Annotated in this window: 20 protein-coding genes; 6 read left to right on the top strand and 14 right to left on the bottom strand. The window is 45.5% G+C overall.

The window, feature by feature from the left end; translation table 11 throughout:
* Positions 1-97: 97 nt before the first annotated feature.
* The 5 genes from DWY79_RS03495 to DWY79_RS03475 all read right to left on the bottom strand — a co-directional run bounded on the left by DWY79_RS03495 (position 98) and on the right by DWY79_RS03475 (position 5724).
* On the bottom strand, positions 98-1117 hold the full coding sequence (locus tag DWY79_RS03495; RefSeq protein ID WP_005854830.1) for a rod shape-determining protein: 1020 nt from the start codon (positions 1115-1117) through the stop codon (positions 98-100).
* An 11-nt stretch (positions 1118-1128) separates the two neighbouring features.
* Positions 1129-2652 carry a bifunctional phosphoribosylaminoimidazolecarboxamide formyltransferase/IMP cyclohydrolase gene (gene purH / locus DWY79_RS03490; protein ID WP_005854829.1) on the bottom strand — a complete coding sequence of 508 codons (1524 nt, stop codon included), beginning with the start codon at positions 2650-2652 and terminating at the stop codon, positions 1129-1131.
* 723 nt (positions 2653-3375) lie between these two features.
* The gene (locus DWY79_RS03485) at positions 3376-4470 is read right to left on the bottom strand and encodes an acyltransferase (RefSeq protein ID WP_122368857.1); all 1095 of its coding nucleotides are present in this window, start codon (positions 4468-4470) and stop codon (positions 3376-3378) included.
* A gap of 614 nt (positions 4471-5084) precedes the next feature.
* The gene (locus tag DWY79_RS03480) at positions 5085-5435 is read right to left on the bottom strand and encodes a DUF86 domain-containing protein (protein WP_036612916.1); all 351 of its coding nucleotides are present in this window, start codon (positions 5433-5435) and stop codon (positions 5085-5087) included.
* Positions 5428-5724, bottom strand: a complete 297-nt coding sequence (locus DWY79_RS03475) for a nucleotidyltransferase family protein (RefSeq protein ID WP_005854828.1) — start codon at positions 5722-5724, stop codon at positions 5428-5430. Before DWY79_RS03475 ends, DWY79_RS03480 begins: the two co-directional genes overlap by 8 nt.
* Before the next feature lie 196 nt (positions 5725-5920).
* Between DWY79_RS03475 and DWY79_RS03470 the strand changes: the two genes are divergently transcribed.
* The 3 genes from DWY79_RS03470 (at position 5921) to DWY79_RS03460 (ending at position 10321) form a co-directional block, all read left to right on the top strand.
* Positions 5921-6766: a Bro-N domain-containing protein gene (locus DWY79_RS03470; RefSeq protein ID WP_008773381.1), complete on the top strand. Its 846-nt coding sequence runs from the start codon at positions 5921-5923 to the stop codon at positions 6764-6766.
* Between the two features lie 73 nt (positions 6767-6839).
* Positions 6840-8456: an ABC-F family ATP-binding cassette domain-containing protein gene (locus DWY79_RS03465; RefSeq protein WP_095231464.1), complete on the top strand. Its 1617-nt coding sequence runs from the start codon at positions 6840-6842 to the stop codon at positions 8454-8456.
* A complete protein-coding gene (locus DWY79_RS03460) occupies positions 8453-10321 on the top strand; it encodes an LTA synthase family protein (RefSeq protein WP_122368856.1) in 1869 nt (622 codons plus the stop codon). The genes DWY79_RS03465 and DWY79_RS03460 overlap by 4 nt, the downstream gene beginning before the upstream one ends.
* A 63-nt stretch (positions 10322-10384) precedes the next feature.
* Here DWY79_RS03460 and rny read toward each other — a convergent pair whose 3' ends face one another.
* The 9 genes from rny to hpt form a co-directional block, all read right to left on the bottom strand.
* Positions 10385-11923 (bottom strand): ribonuclease Y, encoded by a 1539-nt coding sequence (gene rny / locus DWY79_RS03455; protein ID WP_005854819.1) that lies wholly within the window; start codon positions 11921-11923, stop codon positions 10385-10387.
* 107 nt (positions 11924-12030) lie between these two features.
* Positions 12031-12321: a cell division protein ZapA gene (locus DWY79_RS03450; protein WP_005864888.1), complete on the bottom strand. Its 291-nt coding sequence runs from the start codon at positions 12319-12321 to the stop codon at positions 12031-12033.
* Positions 12322-12326: 5 nt separating this feature from the next.
* Positions 12327-12620: a hypothetical protein gene (locus DWY79_RS03445; RefSeq protein WP_005864886.1), complete on the bottom strand. Its 294-nt coding sequence runs from the start codon at positions 12618-12620 to the stop codon at positions 12327-12329.
* Between the two features lie 150 nt (positions 12621-12770).
* Positions 12771-12971 (bottom strand): winged helix-turn-helix domain-containing protein, encoded by a 201-nt coding sequence (locus DWY79_RS03440; RefSeq protein WP_005854813.1) that lies wholly within the window; start codon positions 12969-12971, stop codon positions 12771-12773.
* A 122-nt stretch (positions 12972-13093) separates the two neighbouring features.
* Positions 13094-13783, bottom strand: a complete 690-nt coding sequence (locus DWY79_RS03435; protein ID WP_005854811.1) for a B3/4 domain-containing protein — start codon at positions 13781-13783, stop codon at positions 13094-13096.
* A gap of 27 nt (positions 13784-13810) precedes the next feature.
* Complete coding sequence (gene pgeF, locus DWY79_RS03430) at positions 13811-14638, bottom strand: peptidoglycan editing factor PgeF (protein ID WP_121773339.1); 828 nt, start codon at positions 14636-14638, stop codon at positions 13811-13813.
* A complete protein-coding gene (obgE, locus tag DWY79_RS03425; RefSeq protein WP_005854807.1) occupies positions 14610-15770 on the bottom strand; it encodes a GTPase ObgE in 1161 nt (386 codons plus the stop codon). The genes pgeF and obgE overlap by 29 nt, the downstream gene beginning before the upstream one ends.
* 15 nt (positions 15771-15785) lie before the next feature.
* Positions 15786-16358 carry an adenylate kinase gene (locus DWY79_RS03420; RefSeq protein WP_005854805.1) on the bottom strand — a complete coding sequence of 191 codons (573 nt, stop codon included), beginning with the start codon at positions 16356-16358 and terminating at the stop codon, positions 15786-15788.
* 36 nt (positions 16359-16394) lie between these two features.
* Positions 16395-16931, bottom strand: a complete 537-nt coding sequence (gene hpt, locus DWY79_RS03415; protein ID WP_010183721.1) for a hypoxanthine phosphoribosyltransferase — start codon at positions 16929-16931, stop codon at positions 16395-16397.
* 123 nt (positions 16932-17054) lie between these two features.
* Here hpt and DWY79_RS03410 point away from each other — a divergent pair, with 123 nt between their 5' ends.
* The 3 genes from DWY79_RS03410 to DWY79_RS03395 all read left to right on the top strand — a co-directional run bounded on the left by DWY79_RS03410 (position 17055) and on the right by DWY79_RS03395 (position 22072).
* Positions 17055-18566: a bifunctional ADP-dependent NAD(P)H-hydrate dehydratase/NAD(P)H-hydrate epimerase gene (locus DWY79_RS03410; protein ID WP_005854801.1), complete on the top strand. Its 1512-nt coding sequence runs from the start codon at positions 17055-17057 to the stop codon at positions 18564-18566.
* Between the two features lie 694 nt (positions 18567-19260).
* Positions 19261-20529, top strand: a complete 1269-nt coding sequence (locus DWY79_RS03400) for a DUF1080 domain-containing protein (protein WP_122368855.1) — start codon at positions 19261-19263, stop codon at positions 20527-20529.
* A 28-nt stretch (positions 20530-20557) separates the two neighbouring features.
* Entirely contained in the window at positions 20558-22072 is a 1515-nt protein-coding gene (locus tag DWY79_RS03395) for a Gfo/Idh/MocA family oxidoreductase (protein ID WP_122368854.1), read from the top strand.
* Positions 22073-22077: the final 5 nt, after the last annotated feature.

Genomic DNA, 22077 nt, shown 5'->3' with positions numbered 1-22077 from the left:
TTGAAAACTGAAAGTTGAGAATTGAAAATTGAAAAGAACCAGACCTATCGGCTCGCTAATTTTCAACTTTCAATTCTCAATTCTCAATTATTTACTCTTATCGGATTAAGAAATTAAACTTCTCAATATTCTTCAAAGCGACTCCCGTACCTTTCGCCACGGCATGCAACGGATCCTCGGCGATATGGAACTGGATATTCATCTTATCCCGCAAGCGCTTATCCAAACCGCGAAGCATAGCGCCACCGCCAGCCAAATAGATACCGTTTTTCACGATATCGGCATATAACTCGGGAGGGGTTTGCTCCAAGGCACTCAAGATAGCCGCCTCTATCTTCGAGATAGACTTATCCAAACAGTGGGCGATCTCCTGATAAGAGACGGGTACCTCCATCGGTAAGGCAGTCATCTGATTCGGGCCGTGAACCACGTAATCCTCCGGAGCGTCCTCCAATACCGTAAGCGCGGAACCCACGTTGATCTTGATACGCTCGGCCATACGCTCACTCACCTTCACGTTGTGTTGGCGACGCATATACTCCACGATATCAGCCGTTAAATCGTCACCCGCCATACGGATTGATTTATTCGACACGATACCACCTAAGGATATGACAGCGATCTCGGTAGTACCACCTCCTATATCCACGATCATATTACCCTCGGGGGCCAAGACATCTATACCGACACCGATAGCGGCAGCCATCGGCTCAAAAACCATGTACACATCACGTCCACCGGCATGCTCGGCAGAGTCTCGCACGGCACGTATCTCTACCTCCGTACTACCTGAAGGGATACCGATCACCATACGTAAGGACGGAGCGAACCAGCGCTTCCTTCCGCTCGCCATCTTGATAAAGCCGCGAATCATTTGCTCGGCAGCGTAGAAATCCGCGATAACTCCCTCACGAAGCGGTCGTACGGTACGAATATTCGGGTGCGTCTTCTCGTACATCTCACGGGCCACCTTACCGACAGCCAGCACCTTGTCCGAGCGAGCATCCAAAGCAATCACCGAAGGTTCGTCTACCACCATCTTATCATTACACGTGATAATGGTATTAGCGGTACCCAAATCTATGGCAACTTCTTGTGTGAAAGAAAACAATCCCATTAGTCTTATTATTAATGTTTAAAATGACGAACACCTGTCTTCACCATAGCCAAACCATGTTGGTTACAGTACTCGACAGACAACTTATCATTGATAGAGCCTCCCGGCTGGATTACGGCCGTGATACCTGCTTGGTCTGCGATCTCAACGCAATCGGGAAACGGGAAGAAAGCGTCGGAAGCCATCACGGCGCCATTCAAGTCGAAGCCGAATGATTTAGCCTTCTCTATGGCTTGTCTCAAAGAGTCCACACGAGAGGTCTGCCCGATACCGCTGGCGCAAAGCTGCTTGTTCTTCACCAAGGTGATCGCGTTGGACTTGCTGTTCTTCACGATCTTGTTGGCGAACAACAGGTCCTCAACCTCCGAGGCTGTCGGCTGCTTATCCGTCATAGGTTCCAAATCAGCCTTACCTTGGATACTCAAGTCCTTCTCCTGCATCAAGACACCATTCAATAAAGAACGGAACTGCATCGGGCAAGTCTTGCAATCCTTACGGATCAAGATGATACGGTTCTTCTTCTGTTGAAGTACCTCCAGCGCGTCAGCGTCGTAAGCCGGGGCGATAATCACCTCGAAGAAAATCTTGTTGATTTCCTCGGCCACTTCCTTGTTAATCGTAGTATTCGTGATCAAGATGCCACCGAAAGCGGAAACCGGGTCACCGGCCAAAGCCTCTTTCCAAGCCTCAACCACATTACCGCGGGAAGCGATACCGCAAGCGTTATTATGTTTTAAGATAGCGAACGTCAGCTCGTCGAACTCATCGATCAAGTTCACGGCAGCGTCGATATCCAATAAGTTGTTGTAAGAAATCTCTTTTCCATGGATTTGATCGAACATATCGTTAAACTTACCATAGAACTTAGCGGCTTGATGAGGATTCTCGCCATAACGCAAATGCATCGGGCTATCTACCGTTGCACGGAAATGGGAACCTTCGCGGCCATCAAAATAATTGAAGATAGCGGAGTCGTAACCCGAGGAAACGGCGAACGCCTCTTTGGCGAACCATCTACGATCCTCGATGCTTGTCTCAGCGCCCTTCTCGTTCAAAAGATCCATCAACGGCTGGTATTGAGCCTTGGAAGCTACGATTACCACATCCTTGAAGTTCTTCGCGGCGGCACGTATCAAAGAGATACCGCCTATATCTATTTTCTCAATAATTGCTTGTTCCTCAGCGCCGGAAGCGACAGTCTCCTCGAAAGGATATAGGTCAACGATAACCAAGTCAATCTCCGGGATCTCATATTCAGCTAATTGTTTCTGGTCATTCTCGTTCTCACGGCGAGCCAAGATACCACCGAATACCTTCGGATGAAGCGTCTTCACACGACCGCCCAAAATAGACGGATAAGAAGTCAAGTCCTCTACCGCATCACAAGGCAAACCCAATGACTCGATAAATGATTGAGTACCACCTGTTGATACAAAGCTCACACCCTCGCTATGCAATTTCTTTAGGATTTCGTCCAGCCCGTCTTTGTGAAACACAGAGACCAAGGCACGTTTCATTCGTTTCGTTGCAGCCATCTTTCTATTTTCGTTTACTTTAATGTTTTAGAGCACAAAAGTAGATATTTATTTCCAATCCAGCCTTATTATTCAGATAAAAACAAGGCAACCATACCAAATTTCATCCATAGCCAAAGAAACATGAATCCATCGCACATGATACGGGAGACGGGGCACGCCCCGTCTTTACAACCTATGACATTGCCCTAAGATAATGAGATTTCCTTTGTTAATAATAGAAGATCGCCCAATTTGACATTCTGACATTTTGTATTCTAAAGCTCCAGAGAATCGAATATTTCGCCCCAGAGTACAGTCGGTTTCCATATTTGAGAATAAAAATCCGCAATTAGTTATCTTTCAATAACATATCGTTTTTGGGGCTTTTATTCTAGCGAGGATTCCCGTCTCTTATCACCCTCAAACATACAAACAATAGACTTCTTATTCGAAAACAATAGACTTTTCACTCGAAAACAATAGTGTTTCGCTCCGAAAACAATAGCATTCGTAGTCGAAAGCAACTAACAACGCCGCCGTAAACACCCTACAACTGGATCGTAACAACCTTACAATGCCTATCCGCAGACCCGAAAACCGGTAAAAACCGACCTTTTTCGCTCTCCTTTCCCTCCAGTTCACCCTGCCTATAAAAAGGCATTGTCAGCGAAAAACGCCAATCCTGACCAAATAGTCACAGCAAAGCGCCTCCCACTGACAAGTCATCACCCCCACAGAAAGCTATCGGCCTCCCGTGATTGCAGAGAGAAGCCTAGGCAGAAAGCGCCGAAGCATGGCATAGAAAGCCAAGCAGATCAAAATAGCTCCCAAAGCAACCCCGAAGTAAATCCCAATAATCGCCCATTCAGCAGAAGACCGGAAGAACCATAATATCAATCGATATATAAAGATCTGCACGATAACATGAGAGGCAAAGACAAAGAAACTAGCCCCCTCCAAGAAGGAGTTAGTCCGCCAAAGAGCCTTTTCCAATCCATACGCCGAAAGAGAGATCGCAAAGACACAGCCCACAAGAATGCCTACATTATGCACATAAACATTCCATCCTAATTCCTTTGAAAGAAGATCCGCTAAAGCCAAAACCACATAAAGCAATGCCGCCCCCCGTAATAAAGGATGCGTCTCCACTACAAAATTCCGCCGATGCACGCTATAGAAAGCACCAAGCGAGAAAAAGAACCAAGCGGTCGGACTTAAACCCGGCGAACTGACCCCATCGTAAATGAGCCAAAGAAAGCCAAGTAGCGCTAACGCATATTGCCGTAAATAGCGTACCATAGCATACACCAATGGCGAGAATACCACCAATACCATCAAATCACGGATAAACCACAACGGATAGTTGATCGGCATCGGCATTCCTCCCGGCTCACTAGGTTCTCTCGCCCAAAAGATATCCCACCAATCACACCATCCGTAATCCAGCACAGGTTTAACCTCACCGGCAAGCACAGATGGAAACAAAAGTTCTATCAAGAGGTGCAAACCCACCAATGCTCCATTCCAAAATAGATAAGGCAACAGCAAGGTTTGTGCCCGCTTTCGCAATTTAGAGCCATACATAGGCCAACTAAAGGAACTCTTATAAAAGAACAGATAACCGGATATCAAGAAAAAAAGGGGTACGGCAGTACGTGCCAGCACTTGAGAAAACAGGTCCGCTATTAATTTATAAATGGGATATTCATCCATTACGGGAACCTTAACACCACCTATCGGCAATTCTTTATAATAGCAATGTATCAATACCACCCCCACGATCAAGGGAAAGCGCAAAAAGGCAATCGTCTTCGATTGCAACTCATCATTTGTCATCGTAAAAAGATTCGTTTTTAAATTGTTTGAAACTAAAAGTGCGCCACGCTCTGCATCTCCATCCAACAGGGAAAAGAATGCAAAAGCGTGTCGCACCCATTTCGAAACAAAATAAAACGGGGGCGCATCCACCTTTACCTTTCTCTGGGCTTTAAGAATAAAATTGGTCGTTTTTCTTCCGGAGAAATGCGGCGAAGCATAAATTAAGGAAATAAGGAAAGAATGGGTTTAAATCATAGGCTATACTATTATGGGGTTAATAAATAAGAGGCATAAGGACACAAAAAAGGTGTGAACCCTACTTATTCAGAACGTAGAAGGTACGACCAAGCACCCAAGCCCAAACCAAATAAGCACTAGGAACACACCCCGTTTGGGTGTACTCACTATCGAACTTATTTCTTCTTGAGCTTTATTATTTGGTCGTTTTACTACATTAAGAAATAAATAGCAAATACTAATATGTCAATCTCTTATATCTCTATCGTTTACTCTCTGTTTCTTATTATTTCGTTTTTATATTCGCCGCAAATATACGACATAAAACTGTTCCATGCTAGATAAGCACCTACGAAATAGCAGGGTTTCTAAACATATCTAACACAACAACTCTCTCAACGACTCTGTTCTTTCTCTATCACCGCTTCTATTTGAGGTTGCAATTTTGGAATAATATTCTTTGCCACATCCCAAACAATCAGATAATTAACACCCATATAGTCATGAATCAACCGATCTCTCATTCCAGCCATATGTTTCCATTGAATGTCACTCCATTGATATTTAACATCTGCGGGAATTTTCTTAGTCGCTTCACCGACAATCTCCAAACTACGGCAAACCGCCCTCTTTAACGTTTCATCCGAAAGAAATTGATACATAGGCAGATCATCCGTAACTACAGAAAGGATGTAGTTACATTCCTCCAATATATGCAGCAAATAAGCGATAGGGGTCTTACACATATTCTACCTCCTTTAATATCTGCTGGCCAATAAAAGGGCTTAACCCTTTAAGGGTGACTATGTCCACTTTCAATCTGTCAAAAAGCTTCTCTAATATCTCACAAGCCAAAAGGAAATTGGAATAAGTCTCTTTATCATCCTCAAAGTCGATCAATATATCCACATCACTACTTTCCGTATTGCTCTCACGAACAGTAGAGCCAAAAAGCCCCAACTGCTTTACACCGCAACTCTGCGACAAAGGCTGCTTTGCTTTCCGAAGAAGAGATATGACAGATTGTTTATTCATTACACAATTGGATATTAATGTATAATGCAAAGATAAGCAATATTTTTCGTACCTTCTCATTTAAACCGCGTATCGTTTGCTTAAATGAGATTAATATACTTACTTTGCGATAAATAAACTTTTAATCAAACTATTAAACTATGGATATACTAAATTCTCATTTACCTTTGTCTATAACTACTCAAAGCAACTACAAATGACACAAAAAGAATCTATCCGCTTATTCGAAGAAAGAAAAGTTCGCGCCATATGGGATGACGAACAAGAGGAATGGTATTTCTCGATCGTTGATGTTATATCTATTTTAACAGATAGCCCCAACCCTCGAAAATACTGGAGTGTATTAAAAACCAGATTGAAAAGAGAAGGTAGCGAGTTGACTACAAATTGTAGTCAACTGAAAATGCAGGCCGCTGATGGCAAGAAATATTTAACCGACGTAGCCAATACCGAGCAACTCTTCCGCCTTATCCAATCAGTACCATCTCCAAAAGCAGAACCTTTTAAGTTATGGATCGCCCAAGTAGCGAAGGAACGTTTGGATCAAATGCAAGACCCGGAATTGTCTATCGAGCAAGCCATGGCCGATTATAAACGATTGGGCTATTCGGATAATTGGATCAACCAACGATTGAAATCCATCGAGATACGGAAAGATCTAACAGACGAATGGAAGAAGAGAGGACTGGAAGAAGGCCTCCATTTCGCTACATTAACCGACATAATCTATAAGTCATGGTCCGACATGACCTCCAAGGAATATAAACGATTCAAAGGATTAAGAAAAGAGAATCTTCGAGATAATATGACAAACAAAGAGCTTGTATTAAACATGCTGGCCGAGTTATCTACCAAGGAAATATCAGAAGCATCGGAACCAGACACCTTTAGCGAGCACATAAATGTCGCCCAACAAGGAGGCGAGGTGGCTCGTAACGCCCGATTAGAGCTGGAAGCCAAAACCGGGAAAAGCGTTATCTCACCGCTCAACGCCCAAAAGATAATTAGCCTAAAAAAGGGAGAGAACGAGCGGGATGTATGACATCCAATGATAAGATAAACAATATTTTTCGTACCTTTGCATCCTCAATCGCAATTTAATAGGTATACGAAATATGATAACAGTTAACAATCTGGACGTACAGTTTGGAAAACGCATCCTTTTTCAGGATGTGAACATGAAGTTTACACCGGGCAATTGCTACGGTATTATCGGTGCTAACGGGGCCGGAAAATCTACGTTTCTCCGTGTAATCAGCAAGCAATTAGACCCTACCAGAGGTAGCGTTAACCTAGGACCGGGCGAACGTCTTTCCGTATTGAGCCAAGATCACTTCGCGTTCGATGAATATACGGTTATGGATACCGTATTGATGGGACATACGACCTTATGGGAGGTGATGAGCGAGAAAAACGCCCTTTACGAGAAACCTGATTTCAGTGACGCCGACGGTATCCGCGTATCGGAACTGGAAGAGAAATTCGCCGAGATGGAAGGCTGGAACGCAGAGAGCGACGCCGCCAACCTATTGAGCGGACTAGGCATCAAGGAGGATTTGCATTATATGTATATGAAGGACTTGAGCGGTAAGCAGAAAGTACGTGTCTTATTGGCCCGTGCCTTGTTCGGACAGCCCGATAACCTATTATTGGATGAGCCGACGAACGACTTGGACCTTGAGACGGTTTCTTGGTTGGAGAATTATCTCTCTAATTTCGAGCATACCGTATTGGTTGTTAGCCACGACCGTCACTTCCTCGACTCCGTTTGTACGCATACCGTGGATATCGACTTTGGTAAATTACAATTATTCGCCGGAAACTATAGCTTCTGGTACGAGTCTAGCCAGTTAGCCCTTCGTCAACAGCAGAACCAGAATAAGAAAGCCGAGGAGAAGAAGAAAGAGTTGGAAGAATTTATCCGCCGTTTCAGCGCCAACGTAGCGAAGTCCAAGCAGACCACCAGTCGCAAGAAGATGTTGGAGAAGCTGAATATCGAGGAGATCAAACCGTCCTCACGCCGCTATCCGGGAATCTTGTTCACGCCTAACCGCGAACCGGGCAACCAGATCCTTGAGGTGAAAGGATTGTCGAAGAGTTTCGACGGACAGGTATTGTTCAAGGACTTGAACTTCTTCGTGGAGAAGGATGACAAGATCGTATTTATCAGTCACGACCCTCGTGCCATGACCGCCTTGTTCCAGATCATCAACGGTGAGGAGAAAGCGGATGCCGGTACGTATCAATGGGGACAGACGATCACGACCTCTTATCTTCCTCTCGATAACTCCAAATATTTCAATACAGATATCAACCTGCTCGATTGGTTATGCCAGTTCTCGCCGGATACTAACGAGGTATTCTTGAAAGGCTTCCTCGGACGTATGTTGTTCTCGGGCGAGGAGCTCATGAAAAAGGTAAGCGTACTTTCCGGAGGTGAGAAGATGCGTTGTATGATCTCACGCATGATGCTCACCGACGCCAACTGCTTGATCTTGGATACTCCGACCAATCACTTGGACTTGGAATCCATCCAAGCCTTCAATAATACATTGAAGACATTCAAGGGAAATATCCTGTTCTCCAGTCATGACCACGAGTTCATACAGACTGTATCGAACCGTATCATCGAGCTGACTCCTAACGGTATCATCGATAAGATGATGGATTACGATGATTACATCACAGATCCGGCTATCGCGGAGTTACGGGAAAAGTTATATTCGAAATGAAAAAAAGATTATTATTCATACTAATCGTTTTTATCGCATGGCTACCGGTTTTTGTTATTCAAAAACCGGTATTTATGTTTTATCAGCATGCGTTGTCCGAGGCTTGTACCTTCACGGACTTCCTACAGGTTATGCTTCATGGGCTGAAGCTGGATTGTACGATAGCGGGATACCTTACGGCCATCCCTCTCCTATTGACTTTAGTATCAGTTTGGCTTCCGGGCGCTTGGTTGAAGAAGGTATTGAAAGGGTACTTCTTGATCATGGGAATTCTGGTATCTGCGATCTTCTCCGTAGATGTGGCTTTATACAGCTTTTGGGGATTCAGGTTGGACGCTACTTTATTCTTCTACCTGCAATCGCCCGCCGATGCGATGGCGAGTGTTCCGTTGGGAATGTTCTTTATCCAATTATTGGTATTCGTGGCATATACGCTAAGTATCTATGCTTGGTTCACCTTCATCCTCCGGTTCGCGCCAGTAAAGCCTAGCTTTCCACCTACGGGATTGGAACAATTGGGAAGTACTTTCGCCATCCTCTTAGCAGGGGGAATATTGTTTATTCCGATCCGGGGAGGCGTAACTACGTCTACGGCAAATGTCGGCATGGTTTATTTCAGCCAGAACCAGTTCTTGAATCATTCGGCGATCAACCCGTGTTTCAGTCTGATAGCCTCATTGAGTAAGCAACAGGATTTTGCCTCGCAATTCGATTTCTATCCGGAGGAAAAGCGGAAAGCCTTATTCGATACGCTCATTCAAGCCCAAGACTCCTTATGCCCGGGAGATTCCATACCTACAGAGCCTGTCAAGCTATTGACAACGACTCGTCCCAATATTCTCATTATCATCATGGAGAGTTTCACGGCAAATGCTATCGAGGCTGTTGGTGGTGAGCCGGGAATTACGCCGAACTTGAATCGGCTGAGCAAAGAAGGTGTATTATTCACGAACCTATATGCCAACTCGTTCCGTACCGACCGAGGCTTAGTCTCCGTATTGAACGGCTATTTAGCCCAACCCACCACCTCCATCATGAAGTATCCGGTGAAAAGCCTGACCCTTCCATCTATCGCAAAGAGTCTTAACAAAGAAGGATATACGGCGGATATGCTCTATGGAGGTGATATCAATTTCACGAATATGCAAAGTTATTTCTATAGTTCCGGCTACAGCAAGATAACGGCAGACCGTGATTTTCCCTTGAGCAGCCGTCTGAGTAAATGGGGAGCAAACGACGATATCACGTTCTCGCATCTTTACGAGGATATCAAGCAAAGACCAGTCGACGGCAAACCTTGGTTAAGTACATTCCTGACATTAAGTAGCCATGAGCCATTCGAGGTCCCGTTTCACCATTTGGAGCATCCTTATCTAAACTCCGTCGCGTTTACGGATAGCTGTATCGGTAATTTCATTGATACGTTCAAGGAACTGCCGGCATGGAAAAATACGGTAGTCATCTTTGTCTCCGACCACGGATACCGTTACCCTGAAAACATGCAGGAGTACGGACCTTTACGTTTCCACATACCTATGCTATGGCTAGGCGGAGCGATCGCCGAACCTAAAGTGATCGATACGTATGCGAACCAAACCGATTTGGCAGCCACCTTATTAAATCAGATGGGTCTCCCCACGGATGAGTTCTCATTCAGCAAAGATATATTGAATCCTTGCGTCCCGCATTACGCCTTTTATACATTCAATAATGGATTTGGCTTTATAGACGAATCCGGTGTTTCCGTATACGACAATGAAGGGAACAAGATTTTAGTAGAAGAACCTGAAAGCGGAAACGAGACCCGCTTGGAGAAAGGAAAAGTCCTATTACAAACTTTATACGACGATCTGGGAAATCGATAGCGACAGATATAAAAAAGGCCGACTTACACAAGCCGGCCTTTTTTATTTATATTAAATATATTCTTACTTAGCGTAGCTTACCGCACGAGTCTCACGGATCACCGTGATCTTAACCTGTCCCGGATAAGTCATCTCATCCTGAATCTTCTTAGCGATCTCAGCGGACAAGTTCTCGGTGTCCTTATCGTCAATCTTATCAGCGCCAACGATTACGCGCAACTCTCTACCCGCTTGGATAGCGTAAGTCTTGACAACACCCGGATACGATAAAGCCAATTGTTCCAAATCATTCAAACGCTTGATATAAGCCTCTACGATCTCACGACGTGCGCCCGGACGAGCACCTGAAATAGCGTCGCAAACCTGTACGATCGGAGCCAACAGCGTCTGCATCTCCACCTCATCGTGGTGAGCGCCTACGGCGTTGCAAATATCCGGTTTCTCCTTATATTTCTCGCAAAGCTTCATACCCAAGATAGCGTGCGGCAATTCCGGCTCATCATCGGGCACTTTACCAATATCATGTAACAATCCGGCACGTTTCGCTTTCTTCGGGTTCAATCCCAACTCGGAAGCCATCACGGCACAAAGGTTGGCCGTCTCACGAGCATGTTGCAACAAGTTTTGTCCATAAGAAGAACGATACTTCATCTTACCGATCATACGAATCAATTCCGGATGCAAACCGTGCACTCCCAAATCGATCACGGTACGCTTACCGGTCTCTACGACCTCGTCTTCCACTTGCTTCTTCACCTTCGTTACCACCTCCTCGATACGAGCCGGATGGATACGTCCGTCCTGTACCAATTGATGCAAGGCCAAACGAGCGATCTCACGGCGAACCGGGTCGAATCCGGAAAGAACGATAGCCTCAGGCGTATCATCCACCACGATCTCAATACCGGTAGCGGCCTCCAAAGCACGGATATTACGTCCCTCACGACCGATGATACGGCCTTTGATCTCGTCCGATTCAATATGGAACACGGTAATAGAGTTCTCGATAGCCGTCTCCGTCGCTACCCGTTGGATAGACTGGATCACGATCTTCTTCGCCTCCTTATTTGCGGTCATCTTCGCCTCCTCGACGATCTCGTTGATGTAAGAAGCGGCTTGCGTCTTTGCCTCATCCTTTAAGGACTCGATCAAACGCTCTTTGGCTTCCTCGGCGGACAACCCGGAGATAGCCTCCAAATGCTCCACTTCCTTCTGATGAAGTTTATCCAAATCTTGCTTCTTCTTCTCCACCAACTCCAACTGAGAAGATAAATTCTCCTTTACAGCCTCTACCTCGTTATTCCTACGCTGTAACTCTTCCTGACGTTGATTCATCGTCAGTTCTCTTTGTTTCAATTTAGTCTCGACAGACTGGATCTTAGCGTTACGCTGTGATACCTGTTTTTCCAAGTCCGCTTTCAAATGAAGAAACTTCTCCTTTACTTCCAGCATCTTGTTCTTCTTTATCACCTCGGCCTCCTTCTCCGCCTCTTGAAGCACGGAGTCGTACTTCGACTTCAGAAGGAAACGCATGCCCAGCCACGCAAGCAACCCACCAATGATGAAGGTTACTATCGGTATGATTATATACATTCCAACCATTTAACTAATAATTTAAGATTCATTTATTTATATACAAAAAAAGCACTACCATCACACGGTCTTACCGTGCAAAGCAGTGCGGAAACTCTCTTCTTACAATATGTATGTTATTTCTTCAGATATCCTTCCAACTCGGTTGTAAGCTCCTGTATCTTATCCGTAAAAGGATTTGTATCATTCCGTTTTTCCAACTCCAGATTATGCATCGAGAGTTGAAAAGCCACCATGGCTAACAAATCTTTCGTATCCACCTCGACCGCAAAATGCTGCCTGTATTGAAGAATCTTGCTGTTGATCTGATCAGCGGCGGCACGTGCCAACTCTTCCTCATGACGTTTGATCGTAAGCGGATATTTCTTTCCGGCTATCACTATATTTATAAGAAATTCTTCGTCCATCGCTTCTATTCATTTAAAAGTGCGATGCACTTGTCTACTTCCCGCACTAATTTTGATAACCGCATCCGGGCGTTCTTCATCTCTTCCTCATTCGTAGAAACAATTCGCGCCGTCAGCATGTTATCACATTTGGCATTCAATCCTTCAATCATATCCTTCGCCTGCCGCAACTCCTCGTCTTTAAGGCTCAAAGCAGCTGTAAGTTCGTCAATTCTACGTTTCTGCTGATCGCATAACGCCATCAAATCACGAACTCTAACCTCAAATACAGCTAACAATCTCTTATGATCTTCGGTCATTTCACACCAAATTCTACACAAAAGTAAGTTTTTGAATTGAATTAACCAACTGTAGACTTAATTATTTTGACAGAAAACGTATGGACAAATAAAAAGGCCGTCCAAAAAAATCGAACAGCCCTCCCTAATTCTTGTAAACGTTCCTCTTGTTTACACTAAAGAAACATACATTTCACCTTCAATCTCCTCGAAAGCTAATTTACCTTCTTTCGCCAACCAACCAAAAGCGGCGTACATATCTTTTTCCGCTTTAATCTTCGTGGCTTTCTTCACTGCCTTAAAACTCATTTTACCGCCTTCATTTAAAACGTTCCATACAAGGCCGGCGTTTGTACCAATTAATTCAATCATTTTATGATAACATTTGATTACTGGGGACAAATTTATAGATTAAATGATTAAAACAAAAGATTATAGATGTTTTTTAGCATAAAAGATGGACATTTTTCGCTTTGTAAACAATATTAACACGGTTATAACGTTATTTTTCCTCTGTTTTCTCGGCATATCAGTTCCGCTTCCACGTTTACCGCTGAGACATATCTTTTTAATAAGTCAACCGAGTAACCACCCGCTTCCAATAAGCCCTCCTTACCGGAATAACCATTCAGAATCATTAACAATGAAGTGGTCGACATTTCAATCTTGGTACGTTCCTCATCGCTGGTAGGCGTTCCGACACCCGCTACTCCATCCCTGTAGACTGGAAGACCGGCGATATTCAATTCACCACGTCCGATACCGTGATAAATTTCCCCCTCTTTTCCGACACCTAGTTCCAATCCGCCTACAATCTTATCTGCGTCAAATCCTCCGATAGAATAACCGCTACGGATAGAAACCAGATTGACGATATCCACCAAGGTATCTATCTTATATAAAGGAAGCCCGCGAAGTATCCGCCGTCTTAACGCCTCGGCGGAAGGGCGATACCGGTTCGGGTCTTTCCCCAGACGTTTATAAGCTTGACGGGTAGCGAAAATAGGAGTCCACTTATTAATATCCTCTATCTTACAGGTAGAACGGATGTCCTCCTCAACACGGGTTATTTCTTCCCAAAGTCGTTCATCGGGCTCCGTGTTCTTTACTTGGCAGGCGATAGCCAACACGTGAAGATCGGGGCAAGCCTCCGATATCTCAGATGAAAGAGTGATTGAAATCATGTCTATTATAAGTTTGAGCCAATATAACTAAGATTTTTTCAAGCATATCCCGGTAAGGATCCGGCCGCTTTTGACACCGAGGCGACGAGCGGAGAAATAATCCTCATACCGAATATAAGTACAGATGCCAGCGATCTCTATATGCTCGGAGAGCAATCCTGCCTCTAACAATTGTAAACGGTTGGTTTCCCATAGATCGATATGCGCTTTTTGAGTCTCCGCATTACGTCGAAGAATCCGCTCCATTGGGAAGCCCGCCATTTGAAAAGCTTTTACGACTTCCTCTCCCACCTCAAATGCCGCTTGACTGATAGAGGGACCTATTCCGGCAACCAATTGAGTAGGATCGCAATCGTATGCCTCGATCATCAAGCTTGCCGCCTTACGAGCTATGTGTAAAACCGTACCCCGCCAACCCGCATGGACGGCAGCTACCACTTTACGATCCGGCGCATATAACAAGACAGGGACACAATCCGCCGTAGATACGGCTACACATACATCCGGAACATTCGTCACCAAAGCGTCCACGCCTTCCAAACGTAGCTTTCGCTCTTTATCATTCAGCGAAAGGAAAGACGCGTCGATCGCCAATACTCGATCCTCATGGGTCTGATGAGGTATAACCATATTCTCTAGGGAAATCCCGACCGCATCCGAAAGAAGTTCCAAGTTCTTCCGGATGAAGCCCGGATCATCCTCGGTATAAACGCCCGGATTCATCGAAGCGTACGTTCCCGTACTCACGCCGCCATGACGTGTTGTCGTAAAATGAGAAATGTCGCGGTATCCGCTTAACCCGGAGAACCGCGACACCTCTATTTGCTTATTTTCTTGTATCTTCATCTTCATCATCGTCCCAGTATTCCTCGTATTCCTCATCCGGGTCATCCTCGTCCTCATCCACGGGGAAGATGTATTCGTCGTCGTCCTCAAATTCCAACGTGCTTACATCTATATTCTTATGGACAATTCGCTCTGCCTCATGGAAATTCTCCTTATTCAGCTCTTTCCATAAAAGGTCTTTCAACTCGACAATACCCAGTCCCGTGATAGAAGATATAAAGACATACGGAATTCCCTCCGGCAAGTCTTGCGACAAAGCCTCGATCAATTCCTCATCCAGCATATCGCTCTTGGTGATGGCCAGTACACGGCGTTTATCCAGCAATTCCGGATTATACTTCACTAACTCATTATGCAAGATCTCGTATTCTTTCTTGATATCGTCTGCCTCAGCGGGAACCATGAACAATAACAAGGAATTACGTTCGATATGACGTAAGAAACGAAGTCCCAAACCTTTTCCCTCGCTTGCTCCTTCGATAATACCCGGTATATCGGCCATTACGAACGAACGGTTATCGCGATAACTCACGATGCCTAAATTAGGCTCCAACGTAGTAAAAGGATAATTAGCGATCTTCGGTTTAGCGGCGGATACGACAGAAAGCAAGGTAGATTTACCCGCATTCGGGAAGCCTACCAAACCGACATCGGCCAGCAATTTCAACTGAAGAATCACCGTACGTTCCAATGCCGGCTCACCCGGTTGCGAATAACGGGGCGCTTGATTGGTAGCCGTCTTGAAGTTAAAATTCCCCAGACCGCCACGACCGCCTTTCAGCAACATCACTTGCTGACCGTCTTCCGTAACGTCGCAAATAAACTCTCCGGTCTCAGCATCGTAAACAACCGTACCGCAAGGAACCTCGATTACTCGATCCTCCCCGTCTTTACCCGAGCTACGCTTCGCGCTACCACTCTCACCATTGGTGGCCATGATATGACGCTCATATTTCAAGTGAAGGAGCGTCCAGTAATTCCGGTTACCACGGAGATACACATGACCTCCTCTCCCTCCATCGCCCCCGTCGGGACCTCCTTTCGGAATGTATTTCTCACGACGGAAGTGAGAAGATCCTCTTCCACCCTTTCCTGAGCGGCAATAGATCTTGACATAATCTACAAAGTTCGATTCAGCCATATTGGTTTATTTCAATTATTTTACGTTATTAACCGCCTCTTTGATACGACCGAAGATTTCCTCGATTGTTCCCATCCCTTTGATGGCTACGTGCTTGCCTTCACCTACATAGTAGTCTGCCAAAGGAGCTGTTTGAGTATGGTAAACATCCAGTCTGGATTTGATCGTCTCCAAGTTATCGTCAGAACGTCCGGATACTTTACCGCGCTCCAATAAACGCTTGATCAACTCCTCTTCCTCTACTTGAAGGTTCAACATAACGGAAACGTCTGTTCCACGCTCGTTCAACATCTTCTTCAAGGCTTTCGCTTGAGGGATCGTACGAGGGAAACCATCGAAGATTACGCCCTTAGCCGGCTTCTTGCTATCCAATACATTCGCCAACATATCAACGATCAACTCGTCCGGAACCAATTGTCCCTTCTCGATATAATCCTTAGCGATCTTGCCCAGTTCAGTCTCAGCCTTCATCTCGCCACGCAATACATCGCCAGTAGAGATATGATCCAAACCGTATTCTTTAATAATCAACTCACTTTGTGTTCCCTTACCTGAACCGGGAGCACCAAAAATAACCACGTTCAACATACTATTGTTCCTTTATTATATATAATGTATACTATTTTATTCCACAACCTTGTAGATATCCTTATATGAGCGGCCCAACTCATCATAATCCAAACCATGTCCCACGATAAAATCAGCGGGTATCTGTAAGCCTACATAATCCGGAGTCAACTCGCATTTCAAGGATTCCGGCTTGAAAAGCATCGTTGCCAATCTTACATCGGCGGCACCCTCGCTCCGAAGCTTCTCCATCACGTAGCTCATCGTAAAGCCCGTATCGATAATATCCTCCAATAAGATCACCATACGTCCGCGAATATCAGCCTGCACCGGCATGATCTCATTCAATATGCCCGTACTGGAAGTTCCTTGATACGAGGAATAACGAGCGAATGTCAGCTCATACGGAACATCCAGCTCACGCATCAGCTCGGCGACAAACATAAAAGCCCCGTTTAGCACACCCACGAATAGAGGATTTTTCCCTTCCACATCCGCTTTAATCTGAACGGCCATTTTAGCGATAGCCGCCTGAATATCCGACTCCGGAATAAACAGTTCAAATTCTTTGTCTTTTAGACGAATTCTGTCCATAAATCTTTCGGTTTTCGAGGGGACAAATGTACAACTTTTTCGGCGATGCACAAAAAAGTGTAGCAACATACCAAAGTTTGTTATACATTTGTAAGCAGAATAAAACCCCAGACATCTAGAATTATGATTAAGATATTCGCTACAGACAAGGTAAAGGAGCTCGACCAATATACGATTCAACACGAGCCAATTAGTTCGATCGACTTAGTGGAGCGTGCCGCTACGACGTTCGTCCATGAGTTTTGCCGGCGCTACTCCAAGCAGGTCCGCATCGTGATTTTCGCCGGTCAAGGCAACAACGGAGCCGACGCTTTGGCCATCGCCCGCCTTTTGAACGAGGAATCATACCGGGTAGAGACGTATTTATTCAACCCGACGGAGCATCTGTCCGTAGAGTGTGAGCAAAACAAGCAGCGTCTGCTCGACATGGAACGGATCGAATTTACGGAAGTGGTCCGTGACTTTGAGCCGCCGACGCTAACCGACCGAGACGTGGTGATCGATGGCTTGTTCGGTTCGGGATTAAACCGTCCTCTCACCGGAGGTTTCGCCGCTATGGTCAATTATATCAACCAATCCGAGGCGGAAGTCGTAGCGATCGATATTCCTTCCGGCTTATTCGGGGAAGATAATCGTAAGAATGACTCGGAGGCGATCATCAAGGCCAGCTTAACCTTGACATTCGGCTTCCCGAAACTGGCGTTTCTTTTTCCGGAGAATGAGCAATACGTAGGCGAGTGGAAAATACTGGATATCGGAATCCATCCGGACGCAATTTATGAGACGGCTTCCCCTTACTCATTGGTTACGGAAGAAGATATATCCTATTCGTTAAAGTCTCGCAAACGTTTCGCCCATAAGGGAACGTTCGGACATGCTTTATTGATCGCCGGAAGTAAAGGAAAAATGGGAGCCGCCCTATTATCCGCAAAGGCATGCTTACGGAGTGGAGCCGGACTATTGACCGTGCATATCCCGACCCGAGGCGAATCAATCTTCCAGACCGCTTTCCCGGAAGCGATGTTAAGTCTAGACGCAAATCCTGATTATTTCTCTACGGTTCCCGAGATAGGTAGTTACTCCGCTGTTGGTATGGGACCGGGACTCGGACAGCATTTAGAATCCGCAGCAGCGATCGAACGTATCCTGCAATCCAGCACAAAACCAGTCGTTATCGATGCGGACGCTATTAATATAATGGCATCCAACAAGGACTTATTCAATAAGATCCCGCCACGGAGCATCCTCACTCCCCATCCGAAGGAGTTCGACCGGATAGCGGGTGAAAGCACGAACTCATACGACCGTTTGATGAAAGCGCAATCTTTCGCCGCCGAACATAAGATTTGTATCGTATTGAAAGGTGCTTATACCGCTATTTGTTCTCCGGCAGGAAACATTTATTTCAATAGTTGCGGAAATCCGGGCATGGCAACCGCCGGTAGCGGAGACGTGCTGACGGGTATCATCCTCAGCTTATTGGCGCAAGACTATTCTCCGGAAACTGCCGCTGTAGTCGGAGTATTCTTGCACGGCACAGCCGGTGATCTCGCCGCCGCTTTCCGCTCGGAAGAGAGCATGATCGCCAGCGACATCACGGATATGCTCGGAAAAGCGTTTAAGCAAATCAAATAAATCCAGCAAAAACAACGGGCGTTTTTACTCTCGTTTGTTACAATTACTACCGCTATTCCATATATTATACGGACTTACAGTGTACATATAGAATGGTGGTAGTAAATTTTCATGGTACCCCAACGCCTTTTGCTATCACATTTCAACCTTTTCTTACTCACTCGATAATTGTCAGCGATATCTTTTATGACAAAGCCCTGTAAAGTAGAGTTATTGTAACTTTTAAACATGTATAGTTGTATCCCTATCATTTTATAGAAAAACACGTACATGAATTTTTTTAAACATGTACGACTTTTTTCGAAAACACGTACGTGTTTCAGCATAAACATCATGATATTTTCACAATATTGATTATCAACACTTTAAATAAAGTATTCGATTACTGGCTTATTGTAGTATTTTCTGTAAAGAAAAGCTTCAGTCGTTGATACCATAACTATTACAGCAACATTTGGCTACATCATATAATGTATTTAGTGTATCCAAATCAGATATACTGCGTTGGCGATGTTAGTATATATTACTTGGCAAAGTCAGTACTACTGCGTTTGCCGACTAATAAATGACCGATTGCCATACACTTCCGTTAAAATAAATAAAAAAGGAAAAAGAGCTTACGTATCCCTTGCCCCAGAGTTGTCTCATATATAAAACACCGACAAATTTGTATTAACAATAAAGCTATACGTACATGAAAATAACAATCGTATCGTTCGTAATGACAGCTGCTTTCGGTTTAATCGCCTGTGATAACACGAAGCATAACACATTGACCGAACAAGAGAAAGCGGAAGGTTGGGAACTTCTATTCGATGGGGAAACCTTGGATGGCTGGCGGGATTATAACGGAACCGCCTTGACCGGACCTTGGGAAGTTGTAAACGGAACCATCCAAGCGGACGGGCAAGGTAGCGATGCCAGCGGATACATCGTCACCGACAAGGCTTATGAGAATTTTGAGCTTTCGTGGGACTGGAAAATCTCGAAAGGAGGAAATAGCGGTTTATTATACCATGTGGTAGAACGTCCTCAATTCCCGGTTCCCTACGTTACCGGCCCCGAGTATCAATTGATTGATGATATCAATTTCGCGGAGCCATTGGAAGATTGGCAACGTTGCGGAGTGGATTACGCGATGTATTTACCGGACTTCAACACGATAAAAGTACATCCGGCCGGCGAATGGAACAACTCTAAGATTATTTTTGACAACGGACATGTCACCTACTTTATGAACGGGCACAAAACCGTAGAGTTCGATGCATGGTCTGATGATTGGTTCTCCCGTAAGAACAGCGGTAAATGGGCGAACGCTCCCGAATACGGATTAGCGCATAAAGGCTTGATTTGTTTGCAAGACCACGGTTATCCCGCATGGTTCCGTAATATCAAGATCAAGGAACTTCCCCACAAGACACGAGAGGCTCGTTTATTCAACGGCGAGGACATTACGAACTGGGATAAATACGGCACAGAATTATGGTATGTAAAAGATGGTTTATTAGTATGCGAAAGTGGCCCGGATAAACAATACGGCTATCTAGCCACCCGGGAATATTACGACGATTTTGACCTTACCGTGGAATTTAAACAGGAAGCGGATGGTAATTCTGGCATATTTATTCGTTCCTTTGTAGAAGAAAAAGATGTAAAGGTAAACGGCTGGCAAGTGGAAGTCGCCCCCAAAGGCTTTGACACGGGCGGTATCTACGAATCCTACGGACGAGGATGGTTGATACAGATCCCGGACGAGAAGGAGAACATCCTAAAACAAGGAGAGTGGAACACGATGCGTATCCGGGTACAAGGAGATAATGTACAGACTTGGCTCAACGGAGAGGAGATGGTAAACATCCGGGATGAAAAGATCGGAGCCGGTCAAGGGCGTATCGCGTTACAAATACATGATGGTGGCGGCATCAAGGTTCTTTGGCGCAACCTTCATTTACAAACATTATAGTATATCGTTTTCTTAAAATTTAATAGTTATGAAAAACATTTCGAGAAGAAGTTTCCTCAAGACCGGAGCCGTAGCGGCAGCCGGACTAACGATCGTTCCGGGTTCCGTGCTCGGTAAATCTTTTGGCTATACAGCTCCTAGTGACAAACTGAATATCGCGGGTATCGGTGTCGGCGGTATGGGACGTCGTAACCTCGCCAACATGAACACGGAGAATATCGTAGCTTTATGCGATGTAGATTGGCACTATGCGGACAAGACCTTCAAGGACTATCCGAAGGCTAAACGCTTTAAAGACTGGCGTGTCATGTTCGATGAGATGGGTAAGTCCATCGACGCGATTATGGTAGCCACCCCAGACCATACACATGCCGGCGTGACCGCCCACGCAATCACGCTAGGCAAGCATTGCTATACGCAAAAACCGCTTACCCACTCCGTTTACGAATCGCGTTTGCTTACCAAACTGGCGAAGAAATATAAGGTAGCCACCCAAATGGGTAACCAAGGTAACTCATTCGACTGGTGCCGGCAGATCGCGGAGTGGATACAGTCTGGCGTAATCGGCGATGTATATGAGGTACATTGTTGGACAGACCGCCCCATCTGGCCCCAAGGCTTGATGAAGCCGAACGATACCCCGAAGTGCCCGAAGACACTGGATTGGGATTTATGGATCGGCCCGGCTCAAAAGCGGCCTTATAATCCGGTCTATACCCCTTGGAACTGGCGTGGATGGTGGGACTTCGGAACCGGGGCCTTGGGCGATATGGCTTGCCATATCATGGACCCGTTGTATTGGGCACTCGACTTAAAATATCCGACCAGCGTAATCGGCAGCTCGACTTTGAGTAATCTGTACTCCCCTCCTCACGCACAGATCGTAACGTATACATTCCCCGCACGTCCGCCCAAAGGAAATGTCAAGATGCCGGAAGTAAAAGTCTATTGGTACGATGGTGGCTTGATGCCTCCCCGTCCGGAAGAATTGAAAGACGGGCAGATGATGGGCGACGAGAACGGCGGTATCATCTTCATCGGAACGAAAGGAAAGATCATGACAGGCTGTTACGGAATGAACCCGACCTTATTACCGGTTTCCGACATGGAACATTTCAACCAGCCCAAACCGACGATCCCGAGAGTGAAAGGCGGCAATGGAGACATATGGTCTACCAACGCCCATGAGCAAGACTGGATCCGTGCATGTAAGGAATCCCCGGAAAATCGTACGGAAGCCTCATCCAACTTCCAGTTCTCCGGTCCGTTCAACGAGATGGTCGTGATGGGAGTCTTGGCCGTTCGCCTCTCCGGACTGCAAGGTTTGCATCGTGAGTTGCAATGGGATGGAGAGAATATGCGGTTTACGAACATCTCCCCGAACGATAAGATCAAGATCGTCACGGTGGATGATTTCAAGGTAATTGACGGAGATCCGCGTTTCGACCGTCGCTTCGCCGAGTTTAACGCTGCGGAGATGGCCAACGAATGGATCAAGCATACGTACAACAACGGTTTCTCTTTGCCGAATATGCCAAGATAAACCTT

Source organism: Parabacteroides sp. AF27-14 (assembly GCF_003635425.1).
In the GTDB taxonomy this organism is placed as follows: domain Bacteria; phylum Bacteroidota; class Bacteroidia; order Bacteroidales; family Tannerellaceae; genus Parabacteroides; species Parabacteroides distasonis.
This window is presented reverse-complemented; position numbering and strand designations above follow the sequence as displayed.

What these genes read in the sequence shown, in the direction of transcription:
- DWY79_RS03435 (WP_005854811.1), bottom strand. Translation starts at nt 13,783, where the DNA reads ATGATTTCAATCACTCTTTCATCTGAGATATCGGAGGCTTGCCCCGAT.
- DWY79_RS03395 (WP_122368854.1), top strand. Translation starts at nt 20,558, where the DNA reads ATGAAAAACATTTCGAGAAGAAGTTTCCTCAAGACCGGAGCCGTAGCG.
- rny (WP_005854819.1), bottom strand. Translation starts at nt 11,923, where the DNA reads ATGGTTGGAATGTATATAATCATACCGATAGTAACCTTCATCATTGGT.
- DWY79_RS03470 (WP_008773381.1), top strand. Translation starts at nt 5,921, where the DNA reads ATGACACAAAAAGAATCTATCCGCTTATTCGAAGAAAGAAAAGTTCGC.
- DWY79_RS03400 (WP_122368855.1), top strand. Translation starts at nt 19,261, where the DNA reads ATGAAAATAACAATCGTATCGTTCGTAATGACAGCTGCTTTCGGTTTA.
- DWY79_RS03495 (WP_005854830.1), bottom strand. Translation starts at nt 1,117, where the DNA reads ATGGGATTGTTTTCTTTCACACAAGAAGTTGCCATAGATTTGGGTACC.
- DWY79_RS03450 (WP_005864888.1), bottom strand. Translation starts at nt 12,321, where the DNA reads ATGGACGAAGAATTTCTTATAAATATAGTGATAGCCGGAAAGAAATAT.
- DWY79_RS03420 (WP_005854805.1), bottom strand. Translation starts at nt 16,358, where the DNA reads ATGTTGAACGTGGTTATTTTTGGTGCTCCCGGTTCAGGTAAGGGAACA.
- DWY79_RS03475 (WP_005854828.1), bottom strand. Translation starts at nt 5,724, where the DNA reads ATGAATAAACAATCTGTCATATCTCTTCTTCGGAAAGCAAAGCAGCCT.
- hpt (WP_010183721.1), bottom strand. Translation starts at nt 16,931, where the DNA reads ATGGACAGAATTCGTCTAAAAGACAAAGAATTTGAACTGTTTATTCCG.
- purH (WP_005854829.1), bottom strand. Translation starts at nt 2,652, where the DNA reads ATGGCTGCAACGAAACGAATGAAACGTGCCTTGGTCTCTGTGTTTCAC.
- DWY79_RS03465 (WP_095231464.1), top strand. Translation starts at nt 6,840, where the DNA reads ATGATAACAGTTAACAATCTGGACGTACAGTTTGGAAAACGCATCCTT.
- obgE (WP_005854807.1), bottom strand. Translation starts at nt 15,770, where the DNA reads ATGGCTGAATCGAACTTTGTAGATTATGTCAAGATCTATTGCCGCTCA.
- DWY79_RS03485 (WP_122368857.1), bottom strand. Translation starts at nt 4,470, where the DNA reads ATGACAAATGATGAGTTGCAATCGAAGACGATTGCCTTTTTGCGCTTT.
- DWY79_RS03480 (WP_036612916.1), bottom strand. Translation starts at nt 5,435, where the DNA reads ATGTGTAAGACCCCTATCGCTTATTTGCTGCATATATTGGAGGAATGT.
- DWY79_RS03410 (WP_005854801.1), top strand. Translation starts at nt 17,055, where the DNA reads ATGATTAAGATATTCGCTACAGACAAGGTAAAGGAGCTCGACCAATAT.
- DWY79_RS03460 (WP_122368856.1), top strand. Translation starts at nt 8,453, where the DNA reads ATGAAAAAAAGATTATTATTCATACTAATCGTTTTTATCGCATGGCTA.
- DWY79_RS03440 (WP_005854813.1), bottom strand. Translation starts at nt 12,971, where the DNA reads ATGATTGAATTAATTGGTACAAACGCCGGCCTTGTATGGAACGTTTTA.
- DWY79_RS03445 (WP_005864886.1), bottom strand. Translation starts at nt 12,620, where the DNA reads ATGACCGAAGATCATAAGAGATTGTTAGCTGTATTTGAGGTTAGAGTT.
- pgeF (WP_121773339.1), bottom strand. Translation starts at nt 14,638, where the DNA reads ATGATGAAGATGAAGATACAAGAAAATAAGCAAATAGAGGTGTCGCGG.